This window comes from Amphritea pacifica (assembly GCF_016924145.1).
GTDB lineage: Bacteria > Pseudomonadota > Gammaproteobacteria > Pseudomonadales > Balneatricaceae > Amphritea > Amphritea pacifica.
This window is the reverse complement of record NZ_JAFFZO010000033.1, coordinates 1-22,746: the sequence shown is the minus strand read 5'-3', so window position 1 is coordinate 22,746 and position 22,746 is coordinate 1. Positions and strand designations below refer to the sequence as shown.

General features: G+C 52.1%; 20 protein-coding genes. 9 read left to right on the top strand and 11 right to left on the bottom strand.

Annotated features, from left to right (window positions below; translation table 11 throughout):
• Window positions 1-30: 30 nt before the first annotated feature.
• The 7 genes from JW499_RS17335 to JW499_RS17305 all read right to left on the bottom strand — a co-directional run bounded on the left by JW499_RS17335 (window position 31) and on the right by JW499_RS17305 (window position 8,034).
• Window positions 31-702: a sarcosine oxidase subunit gamma gene (locus tag JW499_RS17335; protein ID WP_205211769.1), complete on the bottom strand. Its 672-nt coding sequence runs from the start codon at window positions 700-702 to the stop codon at window positions 31-33.
• Window positions 695-3,712: a sarcosine oxidase subunit alpha gene (locus JW499_RS17330; RefSeq protein WP_205211768.1), complete on the bottom strand. Its 3,018-nt coding sequence runs from the start codon at window positions 3,710-3,712 to the stop codon at window positions 695-697. Before JW499_RS17330 ends, JW499_RS17335 begins: the two co-directional genes overlap by 8 nt.
• A gap of 13 nt (window positions 3,713-3,725) precedes the next feature.
• Window positions 3,726-4,010: a sarcosine oxidase subunit delta gene (locus JW499_RS17325; RefSeq protein WP_205211767.1), complete on the bottom strand. Its 285-nt coding sequence runs from the start codon at window positions 4,008-4,010 to the stop codon at window positions 3,726-3,728.
• Window positions 4,011-4,025: 15 nt separating this feature from the next.
• Complete coding sequence (locus JW499_RS17320) at window positions 4,026-5,279, bottom strand: sarcosine oxidase subunit beta family protein (RefSeq protein ID WP_205211766.1); 1,254 nt, start codon at window positions 5,277-5,279, stop codon at window positions 4,026-4,028.
• Window positions 5,280-5,400: 121 nt separating this feature from the next.
• A complete protein-coding gene (gene glyA / locus JW499_RS17315) occupies window positions 5,401-6,663 on the bottom strand; it encodes a serine hydroxymethyltransferase (RefSeq protein WP_205211765.1) in 1,263 nt (420 codons plus the stop codon).
• Window positions 6,664-7,001: 338 nt separating this feature from the next.
• Window positions 7,002-7,334 (bottom strand): AzlD domain-containing protein, encoded by a 333-nt coding sequence (locus tag JW499_RS17310; RefSeq protein ID WP_205211764.1) that lies wholly within the window; start codon window positions 7,332-7,334, stop codon window positions 7,002-7,004.
• Window positions 7,327-8,034: an AzlC family ABC transporter permease gene (locus JW499_RS17305; protein ID WP_205211763.1), complete on the bottom strand. Its 708-nt coding sequence runs from the start codon at window positions 8,032-8,034 to the stop codon at window positions 7,327-7,329. Before JW499_RS17305 ends, JW499_RS17310 begins: the two co-directional genes overlap by 8 nt.
• A gap of 282 nt (window positions 8,035-8,316) precedes the next feature.
• On the opposite strand from JW499_RS17305, the gene JW499_RS17300 reads away from it, so the two are divergent.
• From JW499_RS17300 to JW499_RS17270, 7 genes are all read left to right on the top strand, one after another.
• Window positions 8,317-9,363 carry a GlxA family transcriptional regulator gene (locus JW499_RS17300; protein WP_205211762.1) on the top strand — a complete coding sequence of 349 codons (1,047 nt, stop codon included), beginning with the start codon at window positions 8,317-8,319 and terminating at the stop codon, window positions 9,361-9,363.
• Between the two features lie 586 nt (window positions 9,364-9,949).
• Window positions 9,950-11,407: a betaine-aldehyde dehydrogenase gene (gene betB, locus JW499_RS17295; RefSeq protein WP_205211761.1), complete on the top strand. Its 1,458-nt coding sequence runs from the start codon at window positions 9,950-9,952 to the stop codon at window positions 11,405-11,407.
• A gap of 24 nt (window positions 11,408-11,431) precedes the next feature.
• Window positions 11,432-13,156 carry a choline dehydrogenase gene (gene betA, locus JW499_RS17290; protein ID WP_205211760.1) on the top strand — a complete coding sequence of 575 codons (1,725 nt, stop codon included), beginning with the start codon at window positions 11,432-11,434 and terminating at the stop codon, window positions 13,154-13,156.
• A gap of 125 nt (window positions 13,157-13,281) precedes the next feature.
• Entirely contained in the window at window positions 13,282-14,259 is a 978-nt protein-coding gene (locus JW499_RS17285; protein ID WP_205211759.1) for a choline ABC transporter substrate-binding protein, read from the top strand.
• Window positions 14,260-14,421: 162 nt separating this feature from the next.
• Window positions 14,422-15,267: a choline ABC transporter permease subunit gene (gene choW / locus JW499_RS17280; RefSeq protein ID WP_205211758.1), complete on the top strand. Its 846-nt coding sequence runs from the start codon at window positions 14,422-14,424 to the stop codon at window positions 15,265-15,267.
• Window positions 15,268-15,269: 2 nt separating this feature from the next.
• Window positions 15,270-16,478, top strand: coding sequence for a choline ABC transporter ATP-binding protein (choV, locus tag JW499_RS17275; protein WP_205211757.1), 1,209 nt, complete (start codon window positions 15,270-15,272; stop codon window positions 16,476-16,478).
• Between the two features lie 165 nt (window positions 16,479-16,643).
• A complete protein-coding gene (locus tag JW499_RS17270; RefSeq protein WP_205211756.1) occupies window positions 16,644-17,366 on the top strand; it encodes a TorF family putative porin in 723 nt (240 codons plus the stop codon).
• 105 nt (window positions 17,367-17,471) lie between these two features.
• On the opposite strand, the gene betI is transcribed toward JW499_RS17270, so the two are convergent.
• A complete protein-coding gene (gene betI, locus JW499_RS17265; RefSeq protein WP_205211755.1) occupies window positions 17,472-18,053 on the bottom strand; it encodes a transcriptional regulator BetI in 582 nt (193 codons plus the stop codon).
• A gap of 129 nt (window positions 18,054-18,182) precedes the next feature.
• Window positions 18,183-18,581 (bottom strand): hypothetical protein, encoded by a 399-nt coding sequence (locus JW499_RS17260; RefSeq protein WP_205211754.1) that lies wholly within the window; start codon window positions 18,579-18,581, stop codon window positions 18,183-18,185.
• A 255-nt stretch (window positions 18,582-18,836) separates the two neighbouring features.
• Between JW499_RS17260 and JW499_RS17255 the strand changes: the two genes are divergently transcribed.
• A complete protein-coding gene (locus JW499_RS17255) occupies window positions 18,837-19,025 on the top strand; it encodes a hypothetical protein (RefSeq protein ID WP_091352689.1) in 189 nt (62 codons plus the stop codon).
• A gap of 10 nt (window positions 19,026-19,035) precedes the next feature.
• Here the strand turns inward: JW499_RS17255 and JW499_RS17250 are convergent, their stop codons facing one another.
• Entirely contained in the window at window positions 19,036-19,686 is a 651-nt protein-coding gene (locus JW499_RS17250) for a YceH family protein (RefSeq protein WP_205211753.1), read from the bottom strand.
• A gap of 167 nt (window positions 19,687-19,853) precedes the next feature.
• Here JW499_RS17250 and JW499_RS17245 point away from each other — a divergent pair, with 167 nt between their 5' ends.
• Window positions 19,854-20,486, top strand: a complete 633-nt coding sequence (locus JW499_RS17245; RefSeq protein ID WP_205211752.1) for an MOSC domain-containing protein — start codon at window positions 19,854-19,856, stop codon at window positions 20,484-20,486.
• A 10-nt stretch (window positions 20,487-20,496) separates the two neighbouring features.
• On the opposite strand, the gene JW499_RS17240 is transcribed toward JW499_RS17245, so the two are convergent.
• A complete protein-coding gene (locus tag JW499_RS17240) occupies window positions 20,497-22,461 on the bottom strand; it encodes a sigma-54-dependent Fis family transcriptional regulator (RefSeq protein WP_205211751.1) in 1,965 nt (654 codons plus the stop codon).
• Window positions 22,462-22,746: the final 285 nt, after the last annotated feature.

Below are 22,746 nucleotides of genomic sequence, written 5' to 3'. Positions count from 1 at the left end.
CGACCGGGGCTGGCATCTGTTTCAGTCTGATCAGGCTTCAACCACCAGACCATACTCCCGGCTGGCATCCTGCAACCACAGCCAGATATAGTCCGCAAACGAACGACGGATAATCAGTTCATAGCGCTGCTCACCGGAGCGGCGAATGATCGCACCGCTCTTGGCAAACACAGTCGAAACCACTTTCCCAACCGGGAACACCTTAGGATGCAGATCCACCGGAGTAGACTTCATCAGCACCTCAAGCGCATTCTCACCAGACAGTTCCAGTACGGTCGAACCACCACTACTGTTGACCAGCGAGTAATGCCCTGGCATCTCGTCGCGGAACCGGGTTTCAATATCGAAGGTTTCCAGGCCCGGCACCAGAATCAGCCACTCATCGGGTGACATCCAGCGAATGGAGTAAGCTCCGTTCTCAGCAGAAGTCAGTGGCTGAAGCGGCAATGCAACACCCAAGACACGCTCAACTGCAGCCAGTTGCTCAGCATTTTCCGCATTGCATCGCAGGGTCAGATGGCCCAGCAACTTTAGTTCACGCAGATGAACTCCGCCACTTTTAGGCCCCTGCTGCGCCAGAGATTCCAGGTCTGCATGGTGCAGTGGAGACTGCCCCTCAACCTCAGGACCGGGAACCTGATTCATCACTGCCGCTTTAGTGGCTGCACTCTCTTCTGGAGTCATTACATTCAGATCAGACATTTTGACGCTCCCCTTTTGGATCAAAGAAGATCGGGCTGCAAATTTCAGCTTCAATCACAGTACCATTGGCCAGCGGGTAGTATACAGTTTCACCCATCTTATCCAGGCCACCTTTAATAAAGCCCATCGCAATCGAGTGGCCCAGGTTTTCACTCCAGTAACTGGAAGTAACATGGCCTTCCATCGGCATCGGAATCGGCGCCTTAGGATCCAGCACTGCCTGCGCTCCCTCTGGAATCACCTGCTTAGGATCTTTGGTTTTCAAACCCACCAGCTGTTTACGGTTCTCACGGGTACAGTCAGCCCGGTTCATACCGCGCTTACCGATATAGCTGAACGGTTTCTGGTTAGACACACACCAGCCCATACCAAGATCATAAGGATGAACGGAGCCATCGGTATCCTGACCAGCAATAATGAAGCCTTTTTCAGCCCGCAGAATATGCATGGTTTCTGTACCGTAAGGCGTCAGGCCATATTTTTCACCCGCTTCATGCAGTTTTTCCCAGACATGCATGCCGTAGTTCGCCTGAACGTTAATCTCAAACGACAGCTCGCCGGTAAAGGAGATACGGAACACCCGGGCAGGTACACCAGCCACGGTGATCTGTTTCCAGTCCATGTATTTAAAGTTTTCGTTGCTGACATCATAATCGGTCAGCTCAGCCAACAGCTTACGGCTGTTTGGCCCGGTAATGGTGGCTGTAGACCAGTGATCGGTAACCGTATTGAAATACACTTCCAGCTCCGGCCACTCAGTCTGATGGTAGATTTCCAGCCACTCATACACCCGCGCAGCACCACCGGTAGTGGTGGTCATGACAAAGTGGTTCTCACCCAGACAGGCGGTGACACCATCGTCAAATACCATACCGTCTTCGCCACACATCAGGCCATAACGGCACTTACCCACCGCCAGCTTGGCCCAGGCATTGGTGTAAACCCGGCCCAGGAATTCACGGGCATCTTTACCCTGAATGTCGATCTTACCCAGTGTAGATGCATCCAGAATACCGACCGCATTACGGACCGCCAGACACTCACGATTCAGCGCCTGCTGCATCGATTCACCCGCTTTCGGGAAGTACCATGGACGCTTCCACTGACCAACATCCTCAAACTTAGCACCGTGCTCAACATGCCACTTATGCATCGCAGTGTAACGTTTCGGATCAAACAGCTCACCGCAGTTCCGTCCGGCAATCGCGCCGAAAGAGATCGGAGTATAGTTTGGACGGAAAATGGTGGTACCGGTTTCCGGAATAGACTTGTTCAGCGCTTTGGCTGCAACCGCCATACCGTTGATATTACCCAGCTTACCCTGATCGGTACCGAAACCCATCGCGGTATAACGCTTGACGTGTTCAATCGATTCAAAGCCTTCACGGCAGGCCAGCTCGATACCCGCTGCGGTAACATCGGTCTGATAATCGACAAACTGTTTCGGCGCCTGAGAAGTTGGTTTCAAATGCGGAATATGGAACAGACTCATCGGCGCAGACAATTTCAGTGTTTCTGCTTTCGGCAGAACCACTTCTGCAGCAGCCAGACCCACTTCAGCCAACGCTTTCTGGCCCGCTTCAAAGCCCTCTCTCAGAGCGGCTGCAATCTCATACTGACCGTTGATCCCCCCGGCAGTCAGCTGCTTCTGTACCGTTTTACCCGGCAGGAAGCCAACCACCTCATCGCTCCAGATCGGACGACTACCAGTATGACAGGACAGGTGAATAACCGGGCTCCAGCCACCGGAAGTGGCAACCGTATCAGCTTTCAGTTTTGTCACAGAGCCAATCACTTTAGAGCCAGATGCACTGATTGCCGCCACGGAGACACCGCTGACCCGCTTGCTGCCCTGCACTTCAATCACTGCCGAACCGGAAATAATATTCAAACCACGCTTGCGCGCTGCTTCGACACGATCTCCGACTGCAGTCTCACGGGTATCCACGATAGCCACGACCTTACGTCCAGCATCTGCCCAATCCAACGCTGCCTGATAGCCATAGTCATTGGTGGTCATTACGACCAGTTCATTGCCGGGCACAACGCCATAACGGTTGATATAGGCAGAAACTGCACCAGACACCATACAGCCCGGCACATCGTTGTTGGCGTAAACCAGTGGACGCTCATGAGCGCCGGTCGCCAAAACAACCCACTTGGCACGAACCCGATGCATCCGCTGACGCACCTGATTGACCGGCGCAATATCCGCCAGATGATCAGTACAACGCTCATGAATCGTGAGGAAGTTATGATCGTGATAGCCGTTCACAGTAGAGCGCGGCAACATCAGCACATCGTCATAGGTCGCCAGCTCTTCAACTACAGCGCGTACCCACTCAGCGGCAGGCTTGCCATCCAGCGTCTCTTTACTATTCAGCAGACTGCCACCAAACTCATTTTGCTCGTCGGCAATAATGACACGGGCTCCCCCACGGGCAGCCGTCAGTGCAGCCGCAAGACCTGCAGGCCCCGCACCTACAATCATCACATCGCAATGCTGATTGATTGAGTCATAGCGGTCAGGATCATTTTCCAGCGGTGAACGCCCTAAACCGGCCGCCTTACGAATAATCGTTTCGTAGGTGTCCCACAATGACTGAGGAAACATAAAGGTTTTGTAGTAGAAACCCGGCGGCATCATGCTGCCACCCACTTTCCCCATGATGCTCATCACATCAGTTTCAACACTCGGCCAGCCATTGGTAGAAGCTGACACCAGGCCATCAAACAACTCTTGCTGAGTAGCACGTACGTTTGGCACCTGAGTGGCTTCTGTCGCCCCCAGCTGCAGCACTGCATTCGGCTCTTCCGCGCCACAGGCAATAATGCCCCGCGGCCGGCTATACTTGAAACTACGACCGACGACATTGATACCATTCGCCAGCATCGCAGATGCCAGTGTATCGCCCTTATACCCTTTATACTGCTTACCGTTGTAGGTAAACGTCAGCGGCTTGGAACGGTCAATTCGACCTCCGCTGGTGAGGCGGTTCTGTTGTGTCATTATTCCGCTCCTGTTACTCAGCCACTACAGATGGCTGCTCGCCAATCTTGTAGACTTCTTTAATTTCATAGGTCTGGGTGTCGCGGGTCATATTGAAAAACTTACGACAACCGGCCGCGTGTACCCACAGTTCATGGTGAAGACCACGAGGGTTTTTCCGGAAAAACAGATATTCACCCCACTCTTTATCGGAGCAGGCTTCCGGATCCAGTGGGCGCGCGATATGCGCCTGACCTTTTGCGTGAAACTCTTCTTCTTCACGGTATTCCGCACAGTGCGGGCAGTAGATATGAAACATGTTAGTTAGCCCCTGTTAATGTGCTACACCAGCAGCGCCGTGCTCATCAATCAGCGCGCCATTGTGGAATCGGAACATAGAAAATGGTTCAGCCAGCGGATGCATCTCACCCTTCGCCAGAGACGCAGCAAATACATTGCCGGACCCCGGAGTCGCCTTAAAGCCACCAGTACCCCAGCCACAGTTGAAGAACAGATTCTTAACCGGCGTTTTACTGATGATCGGACAGGCATCCGGACAGGTATCAACAATACCGCCCCACTGACGGTTCATACGCACCCGACTGAAGATCGGGAACAACTCAACGATTGCCTGAATGGTGTGTTCAATTGTCGGGTAGGATCCCCGCTGACCATAGCCGTTATAGCCATCGATACCAGCACCGATAACCAGGTCACCCTTATCTGACTGACTGACATAACCATGTACATGGTTAGACATCACAACAGTGTCGAGAATCGGTTTGATCGGCTCAGATACCAGCGCCTGCAGCGGATGGGATTCCAACGGCAGATCAAAGCCAGCCATTTTTGCAACGACACCCGAATTACCCGCAACCACAGAGCCGACCCGGTCCGCCATGATATCGCCGTAACGGTTAGTTTTAACGCCAGTGATCGTGCCATCCTCAATAATCAGATCGGTCACTTCAGTCTGTTGAATCAGATCCACGCCATAGGCATCAGCCCCCCGGGCAAATCCCCAGGCCACCGCATCATGACGGGCAACACCGCCACGGGGCTGCCAGGAAGCACCCATAATTGGGTAACGGGTATTTTCTGAGCAATCCATGTGCGGCACGATCTCTTTGATCTGCTTAGGATCCAGCACCTCACCATCGATACCGTTCAGACGGTTAGCATTCACCCGACGCTCGATATCCCGCATATCCTGCAGGGTATGTCCCAGGTTGAGAACACCGCGCTGAGAGAACATAACATTGTAGTTCAGGTCTTGTGACAAACCTTCCCACAGCCCCATCGCGTGCTCATACAGATGTGCAGCCTCATCCCACAGGTAGTTAGAACGTACGATTGTGGTGTTCCGGGCGGTGTTACCGCCACCCAGATAACCTTTCTCAATAACCGCAACGTTAGTAACACCGTGCTCTTTCGCCAGATAATATGCCGTTGCCAGACCGTGGCCACCACCGCCGATAATAATCACATCGTACTTCTTCTTCGGCGTAGGGTTACGCCAGACACGCTGCCAGTTCTCGTGATGACTCAGACTGTGTTTCAACAGCCCGAAACCAGAATATTGCTGCATATCATCAGCTCCAAAAATAGGGGCAACCATCTATGACTGGCTGCCGGGTGTTTAAATAAGTTTTTGCTACACCGGCCTGCTTATCTACAGACCGGTGACGAAACCGTCTTTACTGTAAGTCTCAGCTATAAACCGGGAAGTCAGCACACAGCGCTTTAACCTGCTGCTGTACTTCAACGATCTTCGCTTCCAGCGCTTCTGGCTGATTCAGCACATCCAGCAGATCAGCAATCCAGCCCGCCAGCGTACGACACTGCTCCTCTTTGAAGCCACGGGTAGTCACAACCGGAGAACCGATACGCAGACCAGAGGTAACAAACGGTGACTGAGGATCGCCCGGTACCGCATTCTTGTTTACAGTGATATTGGCACGCCCCAGAGCGGCATCAGCATCTTTACCGGTCAGCCCCTGCTTGATCAGACTCAGAAGGAACAGGTGGTTTTTAGTACCGCCGGAAACGATCTCGAAACCACGCTCAACCAGTACTTCAGCCATCGCATTGGCATTTTTTACCACCTGCGCCTGATACTCTTTAAATTCAGGTTCCAGTGCTTCTTTAAACGCCACTGCCTTAGCCGCGATCACATGCATCAGAGGGCCGCCCTGGCCACCCGGGAATACAGCAGAGTTGAGTTTCTTCTCCAGCTCGTTATCACGGGACAGGATCAGACCACCACGAGGACCGCGCAGGGTTTTATGGGTAGTTGTCGTTACCACATCTGCAAAAGGCACAGGGTTCGGATAGAGACCGGCTGCTACCAGACCGGCAACGTGAGCCATATCAACAAACAGGTAAGCCCCCACTTTATCGGCGATTTCGCGGAAACGGGCCCAGTCAACAATCTGAGAGTAAGCAGAGAAACCTGCAACGATCATTTTAGGCTTGTGCTCAACCGCCAGCGCTTCAACCTGATCGTAGTCGATCTCGCCGGTCGCTTCGTTCAGACCGTACTGAACAGCGTTGTAGATCTTGCCGGAAAAGTTCACGTGAGAACCGTGGGTCAGGTGACCACCATGGGCCAGACTCATCCCCAGAACAGTATCACCCGGCTCACACAGCGCCATATAGACCGCCGCGTTTGCCTGTGAACCAGAGTGCGGCTGCACGTTGGCATAAACAGCACCAAACAGCTCTTTAGCACGATCCAGCGCCAGCTGCTCAACCACATCCACATATTCACAACCGCCGTAGTAACGCTTTTCCGGATACCCTTCAGCGTACTTATTGGTCAGTACAGATCCTTGCGCCTGCATCACCCGGGGACTGGTATAGTTTTCAGAAGCGATCAGTTCGATATGCTCTTCCTGACGCACCTCCTCTTTGCAGATCGCATTCCACAATACATCATCATATCCCTGGATCAGGTCTTGTTTCTTAAACATCTGTACCTCCGCACCAAACCGGGTCTGGTGAGTCATCTCTATTATCGTTATCTAAGTTGCTTCCGACACCACAGCAACAGCCATCACGCCGAAAGCATTTTTCATGAGTTTGATAGTAGCGGGTCTGATAAACAGCCCTATGCTCGAACACGCCGGGAGTATGTCCAAATACGACAGGGGTAAAAAAGGGATCAGTAGAGGTAATCGGCAGAATCGGACGGGAATATGCCTATGAGGCCAATGACTGTCCACCACCGCCGATGTTGTTTCACTGCCAGGTTTAGTACCAATGAAAAATAAGAGAATCACCTGACGGCTGAATCAAGGCACAGCCGAGTCTAACCACTGATAAACCGCAACAGCCAGAGACACAGCATCCCGCCCATGACCGGCCAGAACACACTGCGACTGAACTTAGCGATCAGAATCGCGACCAGCGCCGCAGCCAGTTGAAAGTAATCGACCTGATACTGTGTCAGTGGCCGGGTAAAAATAATAGCCGGAATACACAGCGCTGCCAGAATGGCCGGAGGCAGCAACACCAGAATATGCTTGCTGCGGGCGATCAGCGCTTCAGCACTGCCATGCAACTGAATAAACGACAGGCGTATCAGAAAGGTGCCCAGTCCGACGGCAAAAAACAGCAACCACAGCTGCAGAGTATCACTCATGTGAGGCCCTCCGCATCTTCAACAATCCGGGCAGCAGGACACCGCCGCCGACACCGGCGGCAACCGCAGCTATAAACCCGGTATTAAAAGGCAACAGCTGAAACAGCACAGCACAACTTCCGGAGATAACCGCCACCATCAACAGTAAACGGCTGGTAATAGTGGTCACCAGCATCGCCAGAAAGGCCAGAGGAATGGTAAATTCCAGTGACCAGGAGGGTGGTATCCCAGCGCCCAGAGCGATACCGAAGATCACCGAGATCATCCAGGTGAGATATAACGTCAGCGTCACCCCAGCCAGATACCAGACACGTTCAGCTGCGGTCTTTTGCATCTGCGCGGGCATTGAACAGAGCCCGTAGGTCTGATCCGACAGCATATAGGCCAGGGTAAAACGATAACGTTTGGGCAGCGGCCCCAGCAACGGAGCAAAGGTTGCACTATAGATGGCAAATCGCAGATTGATCACCATCGCGGTGGCCAGAATAATGATGAGAGGCGCATTATCCTGAATCAGCGCGTAAGCGGCCAGCTGAGCCGAGCCGGCAAAAAACAGCGCCGTCATGCCCATCACCATCTCCGGACTCATCCCCAGCGATACGCCGGTGGCCCCAACGATCATGCCAAACGGGGCGGCCCCTGATATCAGCGGCAGAAGATCCCTGGCACCCAGCCAGAACTGTTGACGATAGTCCTTCAATTAATCTTTCCTTTACGACAAAAACAGAACCCAGGCACGACAAACACAGCACCCAAGCCCTGTCATTAAAGTTTATAAACAGAATAAAAACATTGAGCTACTAAAAATCAGAGGTAACATCTGTCAATAATTCTACCGGGCAGAGAACATAACAGCAGATACTTGCAGCGGCAACGTTGTACACTTAGCTTTTCAGGGATAGCTCAACGGATTGATCCGCTACTGAAACGATCCCAGCCCGCTCAGCTCAACTGTATAGCCCGATAACCAGAGATTCAAAACATGCAAGACACCGCCAAAAAACGTGATTTCAGTTCAGTCATGCGCAGCAGTAACAGTCGTTATCTGTCAGCGGGAGGCGTACCGGAGAAGCCGGTAAAAGTCGGGTTTGTGCTGCTGGAGCATTTCTCCATGATGGCCTTCACCGCAGCGGTCGATGCACTGGTCACCACCAACCTGGTACGCACGGCCCCGCTGTTTGAGCATATTATTCTCGGTGTCGATTCGCGCAAAGTTCTCAGTGATCTGGGTATTGAGATCGCCACTAACGCCACACTCGAACATTTCACCATTGAGCATCGCGGCAATATTGATATTCTGATCGTCTGTGGCGGTTTTCGTTGTGATCTGAATGAAAACCCGCAACTGACTGAAACACTTAAAGCAGCCGATAAGCTTGGCCTGACCCTGGGCGGCATCTGGAATGGTAGCGTGGCTATCGCCTATGCCGGTCTGCTGAATAATCAGCGCTGCGCAGCTCATCCGGAAAATCATGCGTTTATCCGTGAGCAATTTCCCAGGGTTGAAGTGGCGGATACCCCACTGGTCATTACCGAGCGGTGTGTCACCTGTGCAGGCCCGGTGAGCGCACTGGATATGATGTTAACCCTGATCCGCAAACACTATGGCGAAGATATTGTGCGGGCAATACGGGAGATTCTCAGCTGCGATCAGGTGGCGGAAAGCGGCGGTAAAATGAAGTTACAGGCCGGGGACGATCCCACCCACCCTGAGAACCTTCGCACCCTGATGCAGTTGATGAACAACAACATCGAAGAGCCCCTGACACTGGAAGAGCTAACGACCCATGCCAGCATCTCCCGCCGACAGATGGAGCGTCTGTTTCAGACCCATCTTGAAACCAGCCCTTCGCGATATTATCTGGAACTGCGCATCACCCATGCCCGGCGTCTGCTGTTGCAAACCAATGAAACCATCACCAATGTCGCCCTGGCCAGCGGCTTCGTCAGCACCAGCCACTTCAGCAACTGCTATAAGGATTATTTTGGTATGTCACCCAGCGCAGCACGGCAGAAACAGCACAGCTAAATTCTGTTCGCATTTCAACCAGTTACTAAATTCTCTATCGCCCCTTGCCAAACGTAGCTGGCTATAACCATCCTTTTATATCAGAAATTTCCGGCTCGCTCTTTTGTGCTTACATTCAACCACGGAAACCGGTTAACAAACGCTCAGGATCGATGAGCCAGGAGCGACGATCAAGACCCTGACCGATACTTCAGAGCTCTGCTCACTGCCCGTTCACGCCAGAAATCTATCTTTTTACGACACCCCCAAAAACTAATGAATAAATTTCAATCAGAGGGGTTTATTTAAAATTAATATATATAAATCATGCAGTTATATGTCAAAAAATATAAATATCTGAAAAAAACCTCTCAGTAATCGATAGCGCCAACCATTTTAGTTCTAAAAACGACACCGATCTTTTTTTGACATTTGCCTATAAAGTAGCCAGTATTATTTTTAATTAAACGATCAATTAATAAAAATATGACTGCCGACTTACTCTGACAGCGTCATAAGCAGTATCTGTAAAGTAAGTATCTGTCAGACGGAAACAAACACAGATGGCTACCAGGTTAACCGCCATCAATAAGCGAGACGTACAGCGATGCAAACAGCTCTATATATTAACGGCCGATATCAGAACGCAACCTCTGGCGAGACATTTTCAACCTTCAATCCAGCCACAGGAGAGCTGCTGGCCAGAGTTCAGCAAGCGTCAAAAGATGATGTCGATCTGGCCGTCGCCGCAGCGCAACAGGGTTTTAAGGTCTGGTCGGCCATGAGTGGTGCCGAGCGGGGCCGGATTCTGATGCGGGCGGTGGCTATTCTGCGCGAGCGTAATGATGAACTGGCGCTGCTGGAAGTACTGGACACCGGCAAACCGTTACAGGAAGCCAATTGCGTAGATATCGTCACCGGTGCAGATGTCATCGAGTATTACGCGGGCCTGGCTGCGACAATTCATGGCCAGCAACAGGATCTGGGCGGCACCAACTTCTTTTACAGTCGTCGGGAACCTTTGGGTATCTGTGCTGGTATCGGTGCCTGGAACTACCCGATTCAGATCGCCATGTGGAAATCCGGCCCGGCGCTGGCGGCGGGTAACTGCATGATATTTAAACCCTCAGAGGAAACCCCGCTGAGTGTACTGAAACTGGCGGAGATCTTTACCGAAGCGGGCCTGCCCGATGGAGTATTCAATGTCGTGCAGGGGGATTATCGGGTAGGCCAGGCGCTGTCCCGGCACCCGGAGATCGCCAAAGTCTCTTTCACCGGCGAATGCGGTACCGGCAAAAAGGTGATGGCTGATGCGGCCGGTTCGCTGAAAGAGGTCACCATGGAGCTGGGCGGAAAATCTCCGCTGATCGTGTTCGACGATGCCGATATCGACAATGCAGTCTCTGCTGCCCTGCTGGCTAACTTCTACACCCAGGGGGAAGTGTGCACCAACGGTACCCGGGTGTTTGTCCATGACAGCATCTACGATGAGTTTGTCAGCAAAGTCGCAGAGCGTACCGAACGGATGATTATTGGCGATCCGACCGACCTGAATACTCAGGTGGGGGCGCTGATCTCAGCCAAACATATGGAAAAAGTGCTGGGCTTTATTGATGCAGCGAAAAAGGCTGGCGCGCGGCTGGTGTGTGGTGGCGAACGGGCAGTGGAGAACGGTCTGGATAAGGGCTGCTTTGTAAAACCCACGGTGTTTGCCGACTGCACCGATGAGATGCCTAACGTCCAGGAGGAGATCTTCGGTCCGGTGATGTCGATCCTGCGGTTCAGCGATGAAGAGGAGGTAATCCAGCGGGCAAACACTACCGAATACGGCCTTGCAGCAGGTGTATTTTCGACTAATTTCTCTCGTGCTCACCGGGTGATCGCCCGTCTTCAGGCGGGGATCTGCTGGATCAACACCTGGGGCGCCTCCCCTGCCGAGATGCCGGTCGGTGGCTATAAGCAATCCGGTATTGGCCGGGAAAACGGTATCGAAACTCTTAATCACTACACCCAGATCAAGAGCGTCTTTGTCGAGCTGGGTGATATTGAGTGTCCTTACCAGTAACAGTCCATTATTAACGGTAGCAGTATGACAGATCAGAACAAATACGATTACATCATTGTTGGCGCAGGTTCCGCCGGTTGCGTGCTGGCCAACAGACTCACCGAGGATGGCAAACACAGTGTGCTGATTCTGGAAGCCGGTGGCAGCGATAAAAGTATTTTTATTCAGATGCCCACCGCCCTCTCCTATCCCATGAATACGCCAAAATACGCCTGGCAGTTCCACACAGAAAAAGAACCCTGTCTCGATGGTCGTTCCATGCACTGCCCCCGGGGCAAAGTATTAGGCGGCGGCTCATCTATCAATGGTATGGTTTATGTTCGCGGCCACGCCTGTGATTTTGATGAATGGCAAGAGCATGGCGCGCTGGGCTGGGGTTATCAGCAGTGCCTGCCCTATTTCAAAAAAGCGGAAAGCTGGGACAAAGGCGGTGATCCGTATCGCGGGGATAGTGGGCCCCTGACCACCTGCGGTGGCAATGATATGAAGCTTAATCCGCTCTATCAGGCGTTTATCGATGCCGGACAAGACGCCGGTTATCCAATCACTGAGGACTACAACGGTTATCGTCAGGAAGGTTTTGGCCCGATGCATATGACGGTGAAGAACGGCGTGCGGGCGTCCACCTCCAACGCTTACCTGCGTGATGCCATGAAACGTAGCAACCTGACTCTGATCAGTGGTGTTCTGACCCGCAAAGTGATTCTGGAGGGTAAACAGGCTATCGGAATAGAGTATGAAAAAAATGGCCGGATCACTGAAGTGACAGCCGACAAAGAGGTGATTCTGGCGGCCGGTTCTGTAGGGTCACCCCAGCTGTTGCAACTATCCGGTATCGGCCCTGAAAAAGTATTACAGGATGCCGGGGTTGATGTAATACATAACCTACCCGGTGTCGGCGAGAATCTTCAGGATCATCTGGAAGTCTATTTCCAGTATCACTGTAAACAACCGATTACGCTGAACGGCAAGCTCGATCTGATCAGCAAAGGTCTGATCGGCACCCGCTGGATGCTGTTTAAAGATGGACTGGGCGCGACCAATCACTTTGAATCCTGCGGTTTTATCCGTTCCAGAGCCGGGCTGAAATGGCCCAACATTCAGTATCACTTTCTGCCAGCAGCGATGCGCTACGACGGTGGCAAAGCGATCGAAGGTCACGGTTTTCAGGTGCATGTCGGCCCCAACAAACCGGAAAGTCGCGGCCGCATCTGGATCAGGTCCGCCGATCCTGAAGCAAAGCCAGTCATTATTTTTAACTATATCAGTACCGAACAGGATAAGCAGGACTGGCGCGATACCATTCGCCTCACCCGCGAACTGCTCAACCAGCCGGCGATGGATAGCTACCGGGGTGATGAGATTCAGCCCGGCGTGCAGATCACCTCAGATGAAGCGATCGATCAATGGGTACGGGAAAACGTTGAAAGCGCTTACCACCCCTCATGTAGCTGCAAAATGGGCGCCGATAATGACCCGATGGCGGTACTGGATAACCAGTGCCGGGTGCGTGGAATTGAGGCGCTGCGTGTGGTTGACTCCTCCATCTTCCCAACGATCCCTAATGGCAACCTTAACGCCCCCACCATTATGGTGGCGGAAAAAGCGGCAGATATGATTCTCGGCAAGCCCCCCCTGGCGGCGGCTACTGTTGATGTCTGGATCGATGATCAGTGGCAGACACGACAGCGCATCGGTACAGCCAGAAGAACACTGTTTAATCCGACAGAAACACAACAGACAGGCTGAGAGCCTGCAACCTGCGCGCCAATGATAACAGCGATGAAGATTCAGCGGCGCTCAGAAAGATCACTGAACAATAGAAAAAAGAGAACCTGGCACAACTACAATTATTGAATGAAGGGTAGACACTAATGAATACACGACTGAAGAACACCAGCACACAGACGCCTCTGCTTAAAAAACTGCCAGCCCTGCTGGGTCTGGCCATAGCAACCAGCATCTCTGCATCCGCAGCCTTTGCCGGTCAGTGCGAAAATGTTCGTTTCTCAGATGTAGGCTGGACCGATATTACTGCCACAACGGCAGTGACCAGCGAAATCGTTACAGGACTGGGTTATAAGCCATCCACTCAGTTGCTCTCTGTACCGGTCACCTACACCTCTCTGGCGAATGCTGATATCGATGTATTCCTCGGTAACTGGATGCCCACCATGGAAGCAGATATCGCTAAATACCGCGATGCGGGTACTGTAGAAACCGTTCGCGCCAACCTTGAGGGTGCCAAATACACGCTGGCAGTACCTAAATACGCCTATGACGCAGGCCTGAAAAGCTTTGCCGACATCGCTAAGTTTAAGGATGAACTGAAAGGCAGGGTGTACGGTATTGAACCGGGTAACGATGGCAACCGCCTGATTCAAAGCATGATCGATGATGATGCCTTTGGTCTGCAAGGTTTTAAGCTGGTTGAATCCAGTGAAGCCGGGATGATCTCGCAGGTATCCCGTGCGGCAAAACGTGAGCAGTGGGTTGTCTTCCTGGGATGGGCTCCCCATCCCATGAACTCAAACATTGAGATGGAATACCTCTCCGGTGGTGACGACTTCTTCGGCCCCAACTATGGCGGTGCCAATGTCTATACCAACGTACGCAAAAACTACACTGAAGAGTGTCCGAATGTCGGACACCTGCTGAAGAACCTCACCTTCACACTGGAGATGGAAAACCAGATTATGGGCTCTATTCTGGATGAAGGGATGAAGCCCGATGCGGCTGCCCGTGCCTGGTTAAAAACGCACCCGGAGACGCTGAATGACTGGCTACAAGGTGTGACCACACTAGACGGCAAAGATGGCCTGACCGCTGTTCGCGCCCATCTCGAACTTTAACACGCTGATACGTTCCCTCGCTGAGGGTTCGTCTATCACGATCGTTCAACCACAGGCAGATTAACCATTGATCCCCGATCTGCCTGCGCGGTTGTTTTCCACCGCCCGTATTCGCCTGTCTGCATTGAATACTGGCGATCTAACTGTAACAAAGGCCGTTGTATGAACTGGATTACAGAACATAAAATCCCTCTGGGTAGCTGGATGGAAGCTTTCGTTGACTGGCTGACATTTAATGCAGCGGGGTTTTTCGATGCTATCTCTGTCTCTCTGGAATGGGTAATTCTCTCCGTCGTAGAGATCTTTCAGTGGTTTCCCCCCTATGTGCCGATGATCATGGCAGCCGCCCTCGCCTGGGCCCTGCACCGCCGCATTTCACTGGTGATTTTTGTGGTACTCGCGCTGCTGCTGATCCTCAATCTGGGCTACTGGCAGGAGATGCTGGAAACCTTTGTGCTGGTGCTTACTGCCACCACGCTATCGGTGGTAATGGGTGTTCCTATCGGAATACTGGCGGCACACAAGCCCAAACTCTATACCTTTATGCGGCCAATACTGGATATGATGCAGACCATTCCGACCTTTGTGTATCTGATTCCAACGCTGGTGCTGTTTGGTCTGGGGGTAGTGCCAGGACTGATCTCCACCATTATCTTTGCTATCGCAGCGCCGATCCGTCTGACTTATCTGGGCATCAGCAAAGTACCGGAAGAGCTGATCGAAGCCGGTAAAGCCTTTGGTGCTACACCATCAAAACTGTTGTTTAAGGTGGAGTTGCCGGCTGCGATGCCCAGTATTATGGCGGGTATCACCCAATGCATCATGCTATCACTCTCCATGGTGGTCATCGCCGCACTGGTGGGCGCCGATGGTTTGGGTAAGCCGGTCATCCGGGCACTCAACACCGTTAATATCTCTCAGGGGTTTGAAGCGGGTCTGGCGATTGTCCTGGTCGCCATCATCCTTGATCGTATCTTTAAAAACCCTGGTTCAAAAGAGGAAAGCTAATCATGTCTGCTATCAGTATTCGCAATCTGGATGTGGTTTTCGGCGACAAGGTTGAAGCCAGCCTCAAACTACTAGACCAGGGTAAAACCCGTCAGGAGATTATCGACCTGGGGGGCAATGTGGTGGGCGTGCACAACGCCAGTATCGATGTCGCCGAAGGAGAAATCTGCGTCCTGATGGGGCTCTCCGGATCAGGTAAATCAAGCCTGCTACGAGCTGTAAATGGATTAAACCCGATCAGCCGGGGTGAGCTGCTGGTCAGGGATGGAGAGCAGATGGTCGATATCGGCTCCTGTGATGAGACAACTCTGCGTCATATGCGCACCCGTCGCATCTCGATGGTGTTTCAGAACTTCGCCCTGATGCCCTGGCTGACGGTGTTGGATAACGTTGCCTTTGGTCTTGAGATGCAGGGCATGGGCAAACAGGAACGTCGTGCCAAAGCGATGGAAAAGCTGGAGATGGTCGGATTACATGAGTGGAGTGATAAATATGCTCATGAACTGTCCGGCGGTATGCAGCAACGGGTGGGTTTAGCCAGAGCCTTCGCTATGGACAGCGACATTTTGCTCATGGATGAGCCTTTTTCTGCGCTGGACCCTCTGATCCGCAGTCAGCTGCAGGATGAACTGATTGAGTTACAGCAGCGGCTGAATAAGACCATTCTGTTTGTCAGTCATGATCTGGATGAAGCGCTGAAAATCGGCACCAATATCGCCATTATGGAATCTGCAAAGATCATTCAGCACGGCAGGCCAGAGGACATCGTACTGAATCCGGTCAACCATTACGTTGAACAGTTTGTTGCGCATACCAACCCCCTCAACGTCCTCAAGGGCCGTTCCCTGATGACCAATACAGCTCAGCTTGAGCGCCTTGAAGATATGCTGGTTCTTAACCGCAACGATAATACCTGTATCAGTACCAACACCGATGGACAGGTCATCTCTGCCAGCCGTCAGGGCAAACCACTAGCTCTGCATCACTGGCAGGAAGGTCAGAATATCAGTCAGCTTCCGGAAGATACCCTGGTGATGGCAACACCAGATATCTCGATGCGTCAGGCGATCGAGATTCGCTATCGCACCGGACATCCGGTGTTGCTGAATGAGAAGGACAGTCTGATAGGCATCCTGTCGGACAAAGACTTCTACCACGCGCTACTGGGTAAACACTTTACCACCACAGAAGCTGGCATGGCTGGCGGATAAGAGTAACCGTCAGACCTTAGCAATACCCACCCGCAACAACTGCGCTTACACAGCTGTCACCACTGCCTGACCCGTCAGGTAGCGAACAGACTCAACCTGAAAAAGCCCCATATTCATATGCAACGCGAATATGGGAACAAAACCATCCTAAGTAGGGGATTTACGATGTATAAGAAAAGCTTATTCACAATCCTGATCGCCACATCAGCAACCTTCGCGCTGCAAGCTCAGGCAGATATCTCAGCCACCGGTACACTGGTATCTGATTACGTGTATAACGGTGTCAGCAATACCGATGGTGACCCAACCCTGCAGGGCAGCGTTGACTGGTTTAACGATGCCGGTTTCTATGCCGGAATCTGGGGATCAGGTCTGGATGCTGCGACCTATAGCAGCGCTGAAGTCGAGATCGATTACTATGCCGGATATGCCGGCAGCATCAATGATGACTTCGGTTTTGATCTGGGTTACGCATTCTATACCTACCCGGGCGCTGACGATGCCGGTGCAGAATCGGATTATGGTGAAGTGTATGGTTCTGTCACCTATAAAGAGAACACCACCGCTAAAATCCTATTCTCGGATGACTACTTTGGTGAGGTAGGCAACTCAGTGGTGGTAATTGTGAACCACACGATCAACCTGCCGGAAGATTTCAGCCTGACACTGGAAGCTTCACACACCAAGCTTTTCGACGACAAAGCTGCAGCCTATTTCGGACCTGATGCGAATGACGATTCCTACTCACACTGGGGTGCATCTGTGGCCAAGAGCGTTGCCGGATTTGATCTCGCTCTGGCCGTCACTGACACCAATATTGACAAAGATTACTGGGGCGATAGCGCCGATGCCCGGGTCTTTCTGAGCGTCAGCCGTAGCTTTGAATAAGTTAGGATTCAGAGAATAGATAGACGGCACCATTCCTTCTAACTGTCTCCATAAAACAGAAAGACCCCGAAAACCGGGGTCTTTTTCTGCCAGAAGTGCCTGAAATCAGGTTAACTGATGTTCCAGATAATCGGTAATCATCCGCTGCGCCAGTTCCGCATTAATCCCCTGGGGAGACAGCGCCCCGCGCAACCAGATACCATCGATCAGGGCCGCAATTCCCTGGGCAACAAACGTCGCTTTATCTGGTGGCAAGACCTTCTTCAGCTCCAGCGTCAGATGAGAGATCAGCCGTTTCTCATTCACCCGCTGAAGACGAAACAGCATGTCGTCATGCATCGACTGCGACCAGAACGCCAGCCAGGTCTTGACCACTTTACTGTCCAGTTGATCCGGCGAGAAATTACCACCAACGATCGCCTGAATCCGCCCGATAACATCATCAGGTCCCGCCTCCTGCAAGCGACTCCTGACGCCATCCGACAGCTGTTTAAGAATCGACCGCATGGTCGCTTCAAGCAGACCACTTTTTCCGCCAAAGTAGTGATTAATAATGGCAGGAGAAACCCCCGCATAACTGCTGATCATCACCACACTGGCCTTTTGTAAACCAACAGAATCAATCGCTTGCATAGTGGCGTTAATCAACTGAGGCTTCCTGATTTCAGGCATTCCTACTTTAGGCATTTACAAGACCCGCATACTTAAATAGACGTTTAATTAAAAATGCCTTTCTGACTCTTAACTGTCAACCCCACATAAGTAGGCATCAGGCTGAAAACAGCGGGAAAGGTTCCTCATTATCAGAATGGTGAGCTACGGCGGGGTCATTTTCTTAACCTGTTGCAGCTCCTCTTCAGTCAGTTCGCCATAGCCTCTGGGATAGGACCAGCCATAACCCCAGCGAAATCCGGTCGGTAAAGCAGGAGAGCCTCCAACCCTGACCCCCACCAGCATCAGCAGCGCAGTTTTTGGCTTACCCAGTGCAGCAACACACTGTTTAAGCTGTTTATCGGCATCAAGACGTTGCTGATATGTGCCCCCTTGCCAGTACGCCCGGTCATGCTCCTCACAGCAGGCTAACCAGAGTGTATTCTCTTCCAGTGTGCCATCAGGAAACGCGCTGCAACCATCACTGGTAAAGGGTTTCAGCTGATCGGCAAAAGCGAAACCGGGCAGCAGGCAGATCGATAGCAGCAGGATCAGATATTTCATCCCCGAAACCTCCTCTGGTTAGTGAATAGACCTGGATCGGGTCTGCTAATTATGTCTGCAACTCCGTCAATCACCATTGATACAGATTAGCTCTTGCGAAAAAGATCTCTGTGAGAAGCAGACCAACACCCCACCCCGATAAGTGTCACCTCAGACATGAGGAAACAGACATAAAAAACTGTTCATAAATTGAGCAATCTGAAAAATCTTTCCTATACTGCTTTGTCACCGAAACACAAAACAGAGGAACAGGCAATGAAAGCCCTGCGTCTGAGAAACGTACCCAAACCACCTGCAGCCAAAGAAACCCACGAGTCGATTCGTCATCAGACCAGCCAGTTTTTACAGCAGGGCGGCAGAATTACAGTAGTGCCTTCCGGCTTTAGCGGTATCCCCAGGTTACAGGGTCCACAGCAACGGACCGGAAAAAAATTACTGCTCTAAACCGTCGCGGCTATTCCGCCAGTTTCAACTGCAGCGCCGCTACGGTGTGCTCCAGTTCGGCTATACGCGCCTCGAGAGCCTCTATCGTCTCACTACTGACACGCGGGCTGCTTGCCGTTGGTACATAGTCAGACGGATCAGCCGCTTCGACCTCACCACTGAACAGATGTGCATAGCGGGACTCCCGCTTACCCGGCTCCCGGGGCATACGTACCACCAGCGGATATTCCTCCCGTTCACTCATCTTCTGCAGTACCGCCTCGGTCTCACGGACATCACTGAAACTGCACAAACGGTTGGTCCGGCTGCGCAGTTCACCCGGCGTCTGGGGACCTCTCAGGAACAGCGTACAGACTATTGCCAGCTCCTGATCGCTCAGCTTCAGCTCAGAAAACTCGGTGTTACAAAAGCGGTGTTTATACTTGGGGACGCGGCTGCCAAAACTGCTCTCCTCGCGAATCAGATGTTTCCTGTTCAGCTCATCAAGCACCTCCTGTACATCCGTATCCGACAACTCCATTACCGGATCACGGTTACTTTTCTGATTACAGGCGGAGGTGAGGGAGTTCAGCGTGAGAGGATACTGATCCGGCGTGGTTTTCTCTTTCTCAATCAGACAACCAATCACCCGGGTTTGCAAAAGACTCAGATCCATATCCATGTTATGCCCTCTTACAAAAAATAATTAACACATTCATAAGGTTACCCTATTTTCAGCAAATGGCACCTTAATTATTCAGACAAATTTAACGTTAACCCGCCTCTCCAACTGGTGATTTCAGTCACGCCACTCTACACTGATCCACTGACTCAACAGAGGACAGAAACATGCAGTCACGCTCAGTATCAGTTGATGGTATCTATATCGGCCAGCTAAACACTATCGGCCCTGACAATACGCCAACCGGTATTTTTAAAACGCTGTCGGAGGGCAGTCATGAGATCACAGGGCTGGGACTCAGTGGTGATATTCAGGTGGATAAGCGCGTACATGGCGGGCCGGAAAAAGCGATCTACCACTACCCGGCTGAACATTACGCGCTGTTTCAACAGGCGTTGCCCCATCTGAGCGACAGTTTTGTCCCGGGTTCTATTGGTGAAAACATCTCCACCTGCGGGTTAACCGATAACGAAGTCCATATTGGCGATACCTTCCGTTTGGGAACGGCTATTGTGCAGGTATCACAACCCCGTCGTCCCTGTTGGAAAGTGAATCAGAAATATGGCAATGCCCATATCGCCTCGCTGATCATGTCCGAAGCGATCTCCGGCTGGTATTACCGGGTCTTGGAAACCGGCAAGCTGAGCCCCGGCGACTCACTTGAGTTACTTGATAGAATGGAAAACAGCATCCCGGTTACGGAGATCTGGCAGATATTTATCGCCCGCTTTGATAAAAACCTCAGTTACACAGCGCCACAAGTGATTCCGGGACTTTCCGATGAATGGCGGTTTGACTAAGGTTTACACCTCACGCGCCTTCCAGCTGTTTCAGTTTGCGGTACAGGGTGGCGCGGCTGATGCCTAACTCAGACGCAGTTGCTGAGATATTCCCCTCATTCTGCTCCAGCACCTGCTGAATGGTTAAAAGCTCACTGGTTTTCAATGCCCCAACAACCAGGTTAAACGGCATACTGCCCTCAGCAGATTGTCCCTGACTGTTCAGCTCTTCGAGAAAATCATCACTGATATGACAGCGGTTAATCTCCACTTCATCCGGCTCCATAAAGGCGATAGCCACCCGCAGTGTGGTTTCCAGTTGACGTATATTACCGGGCCAGTGATAAGCTAACAGCTGCTCCATCAGCTCAGACGCAATCTCAATCTGGCGACCATCCGGCGTCAGTAGCTGCAGGAAGTAGCGAATAAAATCCGCTTTATCGGTACGATCACGGAATGCAGGAATACGCAGACAGACACCGTTGAGACGATAGTACAGATCTTCGCGGAACAGACCTTCAGCCACCAGCGCTTTCAGATCCCGATGAGAGGCACAGATCACCGCGATATCCAGCGCGATCTCATCCCCGCCCCCCAAAGGCGCAATGGTGCGTTCCTGCAATACCCGCAGCAACCGGGCCTGCAATGCCAGCGGCATATCGCCGATCTCATCGAGAAACAATGTCCCTCCCTGTGCCTGTTCCAGCCGCCCGATCATCCCGCCTTTGCGGGAGCCGGTGAAGGCTCCTTCCCGATAGCCAAACAGTTCCGATTCGATCAGTCCTTCCGGTATCGATGCACAATTCACCGCAACAAACGGCCCGCTGTTGCGACGACTATCGAGATGCAGTGATTTAGCCATCGCCTCTTTACCGGTACCGGTCTCCCCCTGAATCAGCACAGGCAATTCGTGGGACAGTGCCCGGCTACCCATCCGCACACCTTTCTGTAAGCGGGGATCCTGTCCCGCAAGTTCTTGCAGAGGAGGCGCATTCAAAGGGGCCGGAGCGGGCTTAGTGCGATTTGATTTAACCGGCGCTTTGTAAGCAACAGGAAAGCGATTGGGGAAGTGCAACAGTTCGCAGTAGAAATCACCGCCGCGGGTTCGGAGCTGCCCCCGCCCTTTGCGGTGCAGATCGGTCAGCAGCACTTCAGGACGGACCCCAAACAGCTCTTCCAGATTACGCCCCACCAGTTGTTCCCGTTTACGATTCAACAACTGACAGATCTGCTCATTGGCCGCCTGAATATGGCCATCCAGCTCCAGTGCCAGCAACCCTTGCCAGGAAGAGCGCAGGTACTCCGGACGGCTGTGAACACTGAGAACAATATGCTGCTGAAACTGGCCGCTGAACATGCGGTTTTCGATAGAACGCACCGCCTGCTGCACCAGACTGAGATTGGGAGGAAGATCACGATTATCGGTGGGTGAGGTCAGATCCAGCCCCCCCAGCAACTCACCTTTAGGGTCGGTAATCGGTGCAGAGCAGCATGAGAGATAACCGATGGAATCGAGAAAGTGCTCATTACCCCGAATCATCAGGGGAGAACGGTTAACAATGGCGGTGCCCGGCCCATTAGTACCGCGAAACTCTTCGCCCCAGTTGGCCCCTGGTGCAAGTGCATAGCGGGTGGCAGAATCCAGGTGCCGGGTTTCCCCCTTTATCTTGAGAATCGTTGCGGACTCATCGGTGAGCATCACCAGCCCACCATCGGGTCTGAAATAGTCAACCAGTTGCTTAATTTCCGGATGAGCGGCTTCGATCAGCCCCCGGTTTTTCTCTTGCAGATCGTCGATCCGGTCTCTGGACAGATTTTCCAGATCCAGCGGTGCTTCACAATTTAATCCGGCATTGACACTGCGCTGCCAGGAATCTTCAATTTCGCTGCGTAAGACGCCACTGGGCACTTCGCCTTCCTGAACAAGCCGATTACGGGCGACCTTCACCGAATGAAGGGGGTCGGTAGGTAACACGGAATCTGTCGACTTCTTCATAGTACTGATTACTCGCCACTGCTTAATTCAACGATTCAAATACAGGTTATCAATTTTTTACCGTATCTCCATCACTATAGCAATCAAATGGTTTGTACACTGTACAGCCTGCGTCTTTTTTAGCTGCATTGCTTAATGCCTGTTCAACAGCAAAAAACGAGTTATTGTCAAATCTGGTGTATGGGATCAGGCGGCATTCCTATCTGATTGATCCCTTACCTGTTCTCCATCCTTGAACTCAACATTATTGACTACCAGGGTCAGTAAGTTGAAACCTTTGATCCT

Excerpts from the sequence above, each read along its gene's own strand:
- betB (WP_205211761.1), top strand. The coding sequence starts at position 9,950 with ATGCAAACAGCTCTATATATTAACGGCCGATATCAGAACGCAACCTCT.
- JW499_RS17240 (WP_205211751.1), bottom strand. The coding sequence starts at position 22,461 with ATGAAGAAGTCGACAGATTCCGTGTTACCTACCGACCCCCTTCATTCG.
- JW499_RS17300 (WP_205211762.1), top strand. The coding sequence starts at position 8,317 with ATGCAAGACACCGCCAAAAAACGTGATTTCAGTTCAGTCATGCGCAGC.
- glyA (WP_205211765.1), bottom strand. The coding sequence starts at position 6,663 with ATGTTTAAGAAACAAGACCTGATCCAGGGATATGATGATGTATTGTGG.
- JW499_RS17255 (WP_091352689.1), top strand. The coding sequence starts at position 18,837 with ATGAAAGCCCTGCGTCTGAGAAACGTACCCAAACCACCTGCAGCCAAA.
- JW499_RS17335 (WP_205211769.1), bottom strand. The coding sequence starts at position 702 with ATGTCTGATCTGAATGTAATGACTCCAGAAGAGAGTGCAGCCACTAAA.
- JW499_RS17285 (WP_205211759.1), top strand. The coding sequence starts at position 13,282 with ATGAATACACGACTGAAGAACACCAGCACACAGACGCCTCTGCTTAAA.
- JW499_RS17330 (WP_205211768.1), bottom strand. The coding sequence starts at position 3,712 with ATGACACAACAGAACCGCCTCACCAGCGGAGGTCGAATTGACCGTTCC.
- choW (WP_205211758.1), top strand. The coding sequence starts at position 14,422 with ATGAACTGGATTACAGAACATAAAATCCCTCTGGGTAGCTGGATGGAA.
- JW499_RS17250 (WP_205211753.1), bottom strand. The coding sequence starts at position 19,686 with ATGGATATGGATCTGAGTCTTTTGCAAACCCGGGTGATTGGTTGTCTG.
- betA (WP_205211760.1), top strand. The coding sequence starts at position 11,432 with ATGACAGATCAGAACAAATACGATTACATCATTGTTGGCGCAGGTTCC.
- choV (WP_205211757.1), top strand. The coding sequence starts at position 15,270 with ATGTCTGCTATCAGTATTCGCAATCTGGATGTGGTTTTCGGCGACAAG.
- betI (WP_205211755.1), bottom strand. The coding sequence starts at position 18,053 with ATGCCTAAAGTAGGAATGCCTGAAATCAGGAAGCCTCAGTTGATTAAC.
- JW499_RS17320 (WP_205211766.1), bottom strand. The coding sequence starts at position 5,279 with ATGCAGCAATATTCTGGTTTCGGGCTGTTGAAACACAGTCTGAGTCAT.
- JW499_RS17270 (WP_205211756.1), top strand. The coding sequence starts at position 16,644 with ATGTATAAGAAAAGCTTATTCACAATCCTGATCGCCACATCAGCAACC.
- JW499_RS17245 (WP_205211752.1), top strand. The coding sequence starts at position 19,854 with ATGCAGTCACGCTCAGTATCAGTTGATGGTATCTATATCGGCCAGCTA.
- JW499_RS17260 (WP_205211754.1), bottom strand. The coding sequence starts at position 18,581 with ATGAAATATCTGATCCTGCTGCTATCGATCTGCCTGCTGCCCGGTTTC.
- JW499_RS17310 (WP_205211764.1), bottom strand. The coding sequence starts at position 7,334 with ATGAGTGATACTCTGCAGCTGTGGTTGCTGTTTTTTGCCGTCGGACTG.
- JW499_RS17325 (WP_205211767.1), bottom strand. The coding sequence starts at position 4,010 with ATGTTTCATATCTACTGCCCGCACTGTGCGGAATACCGTGAAGAAGAA.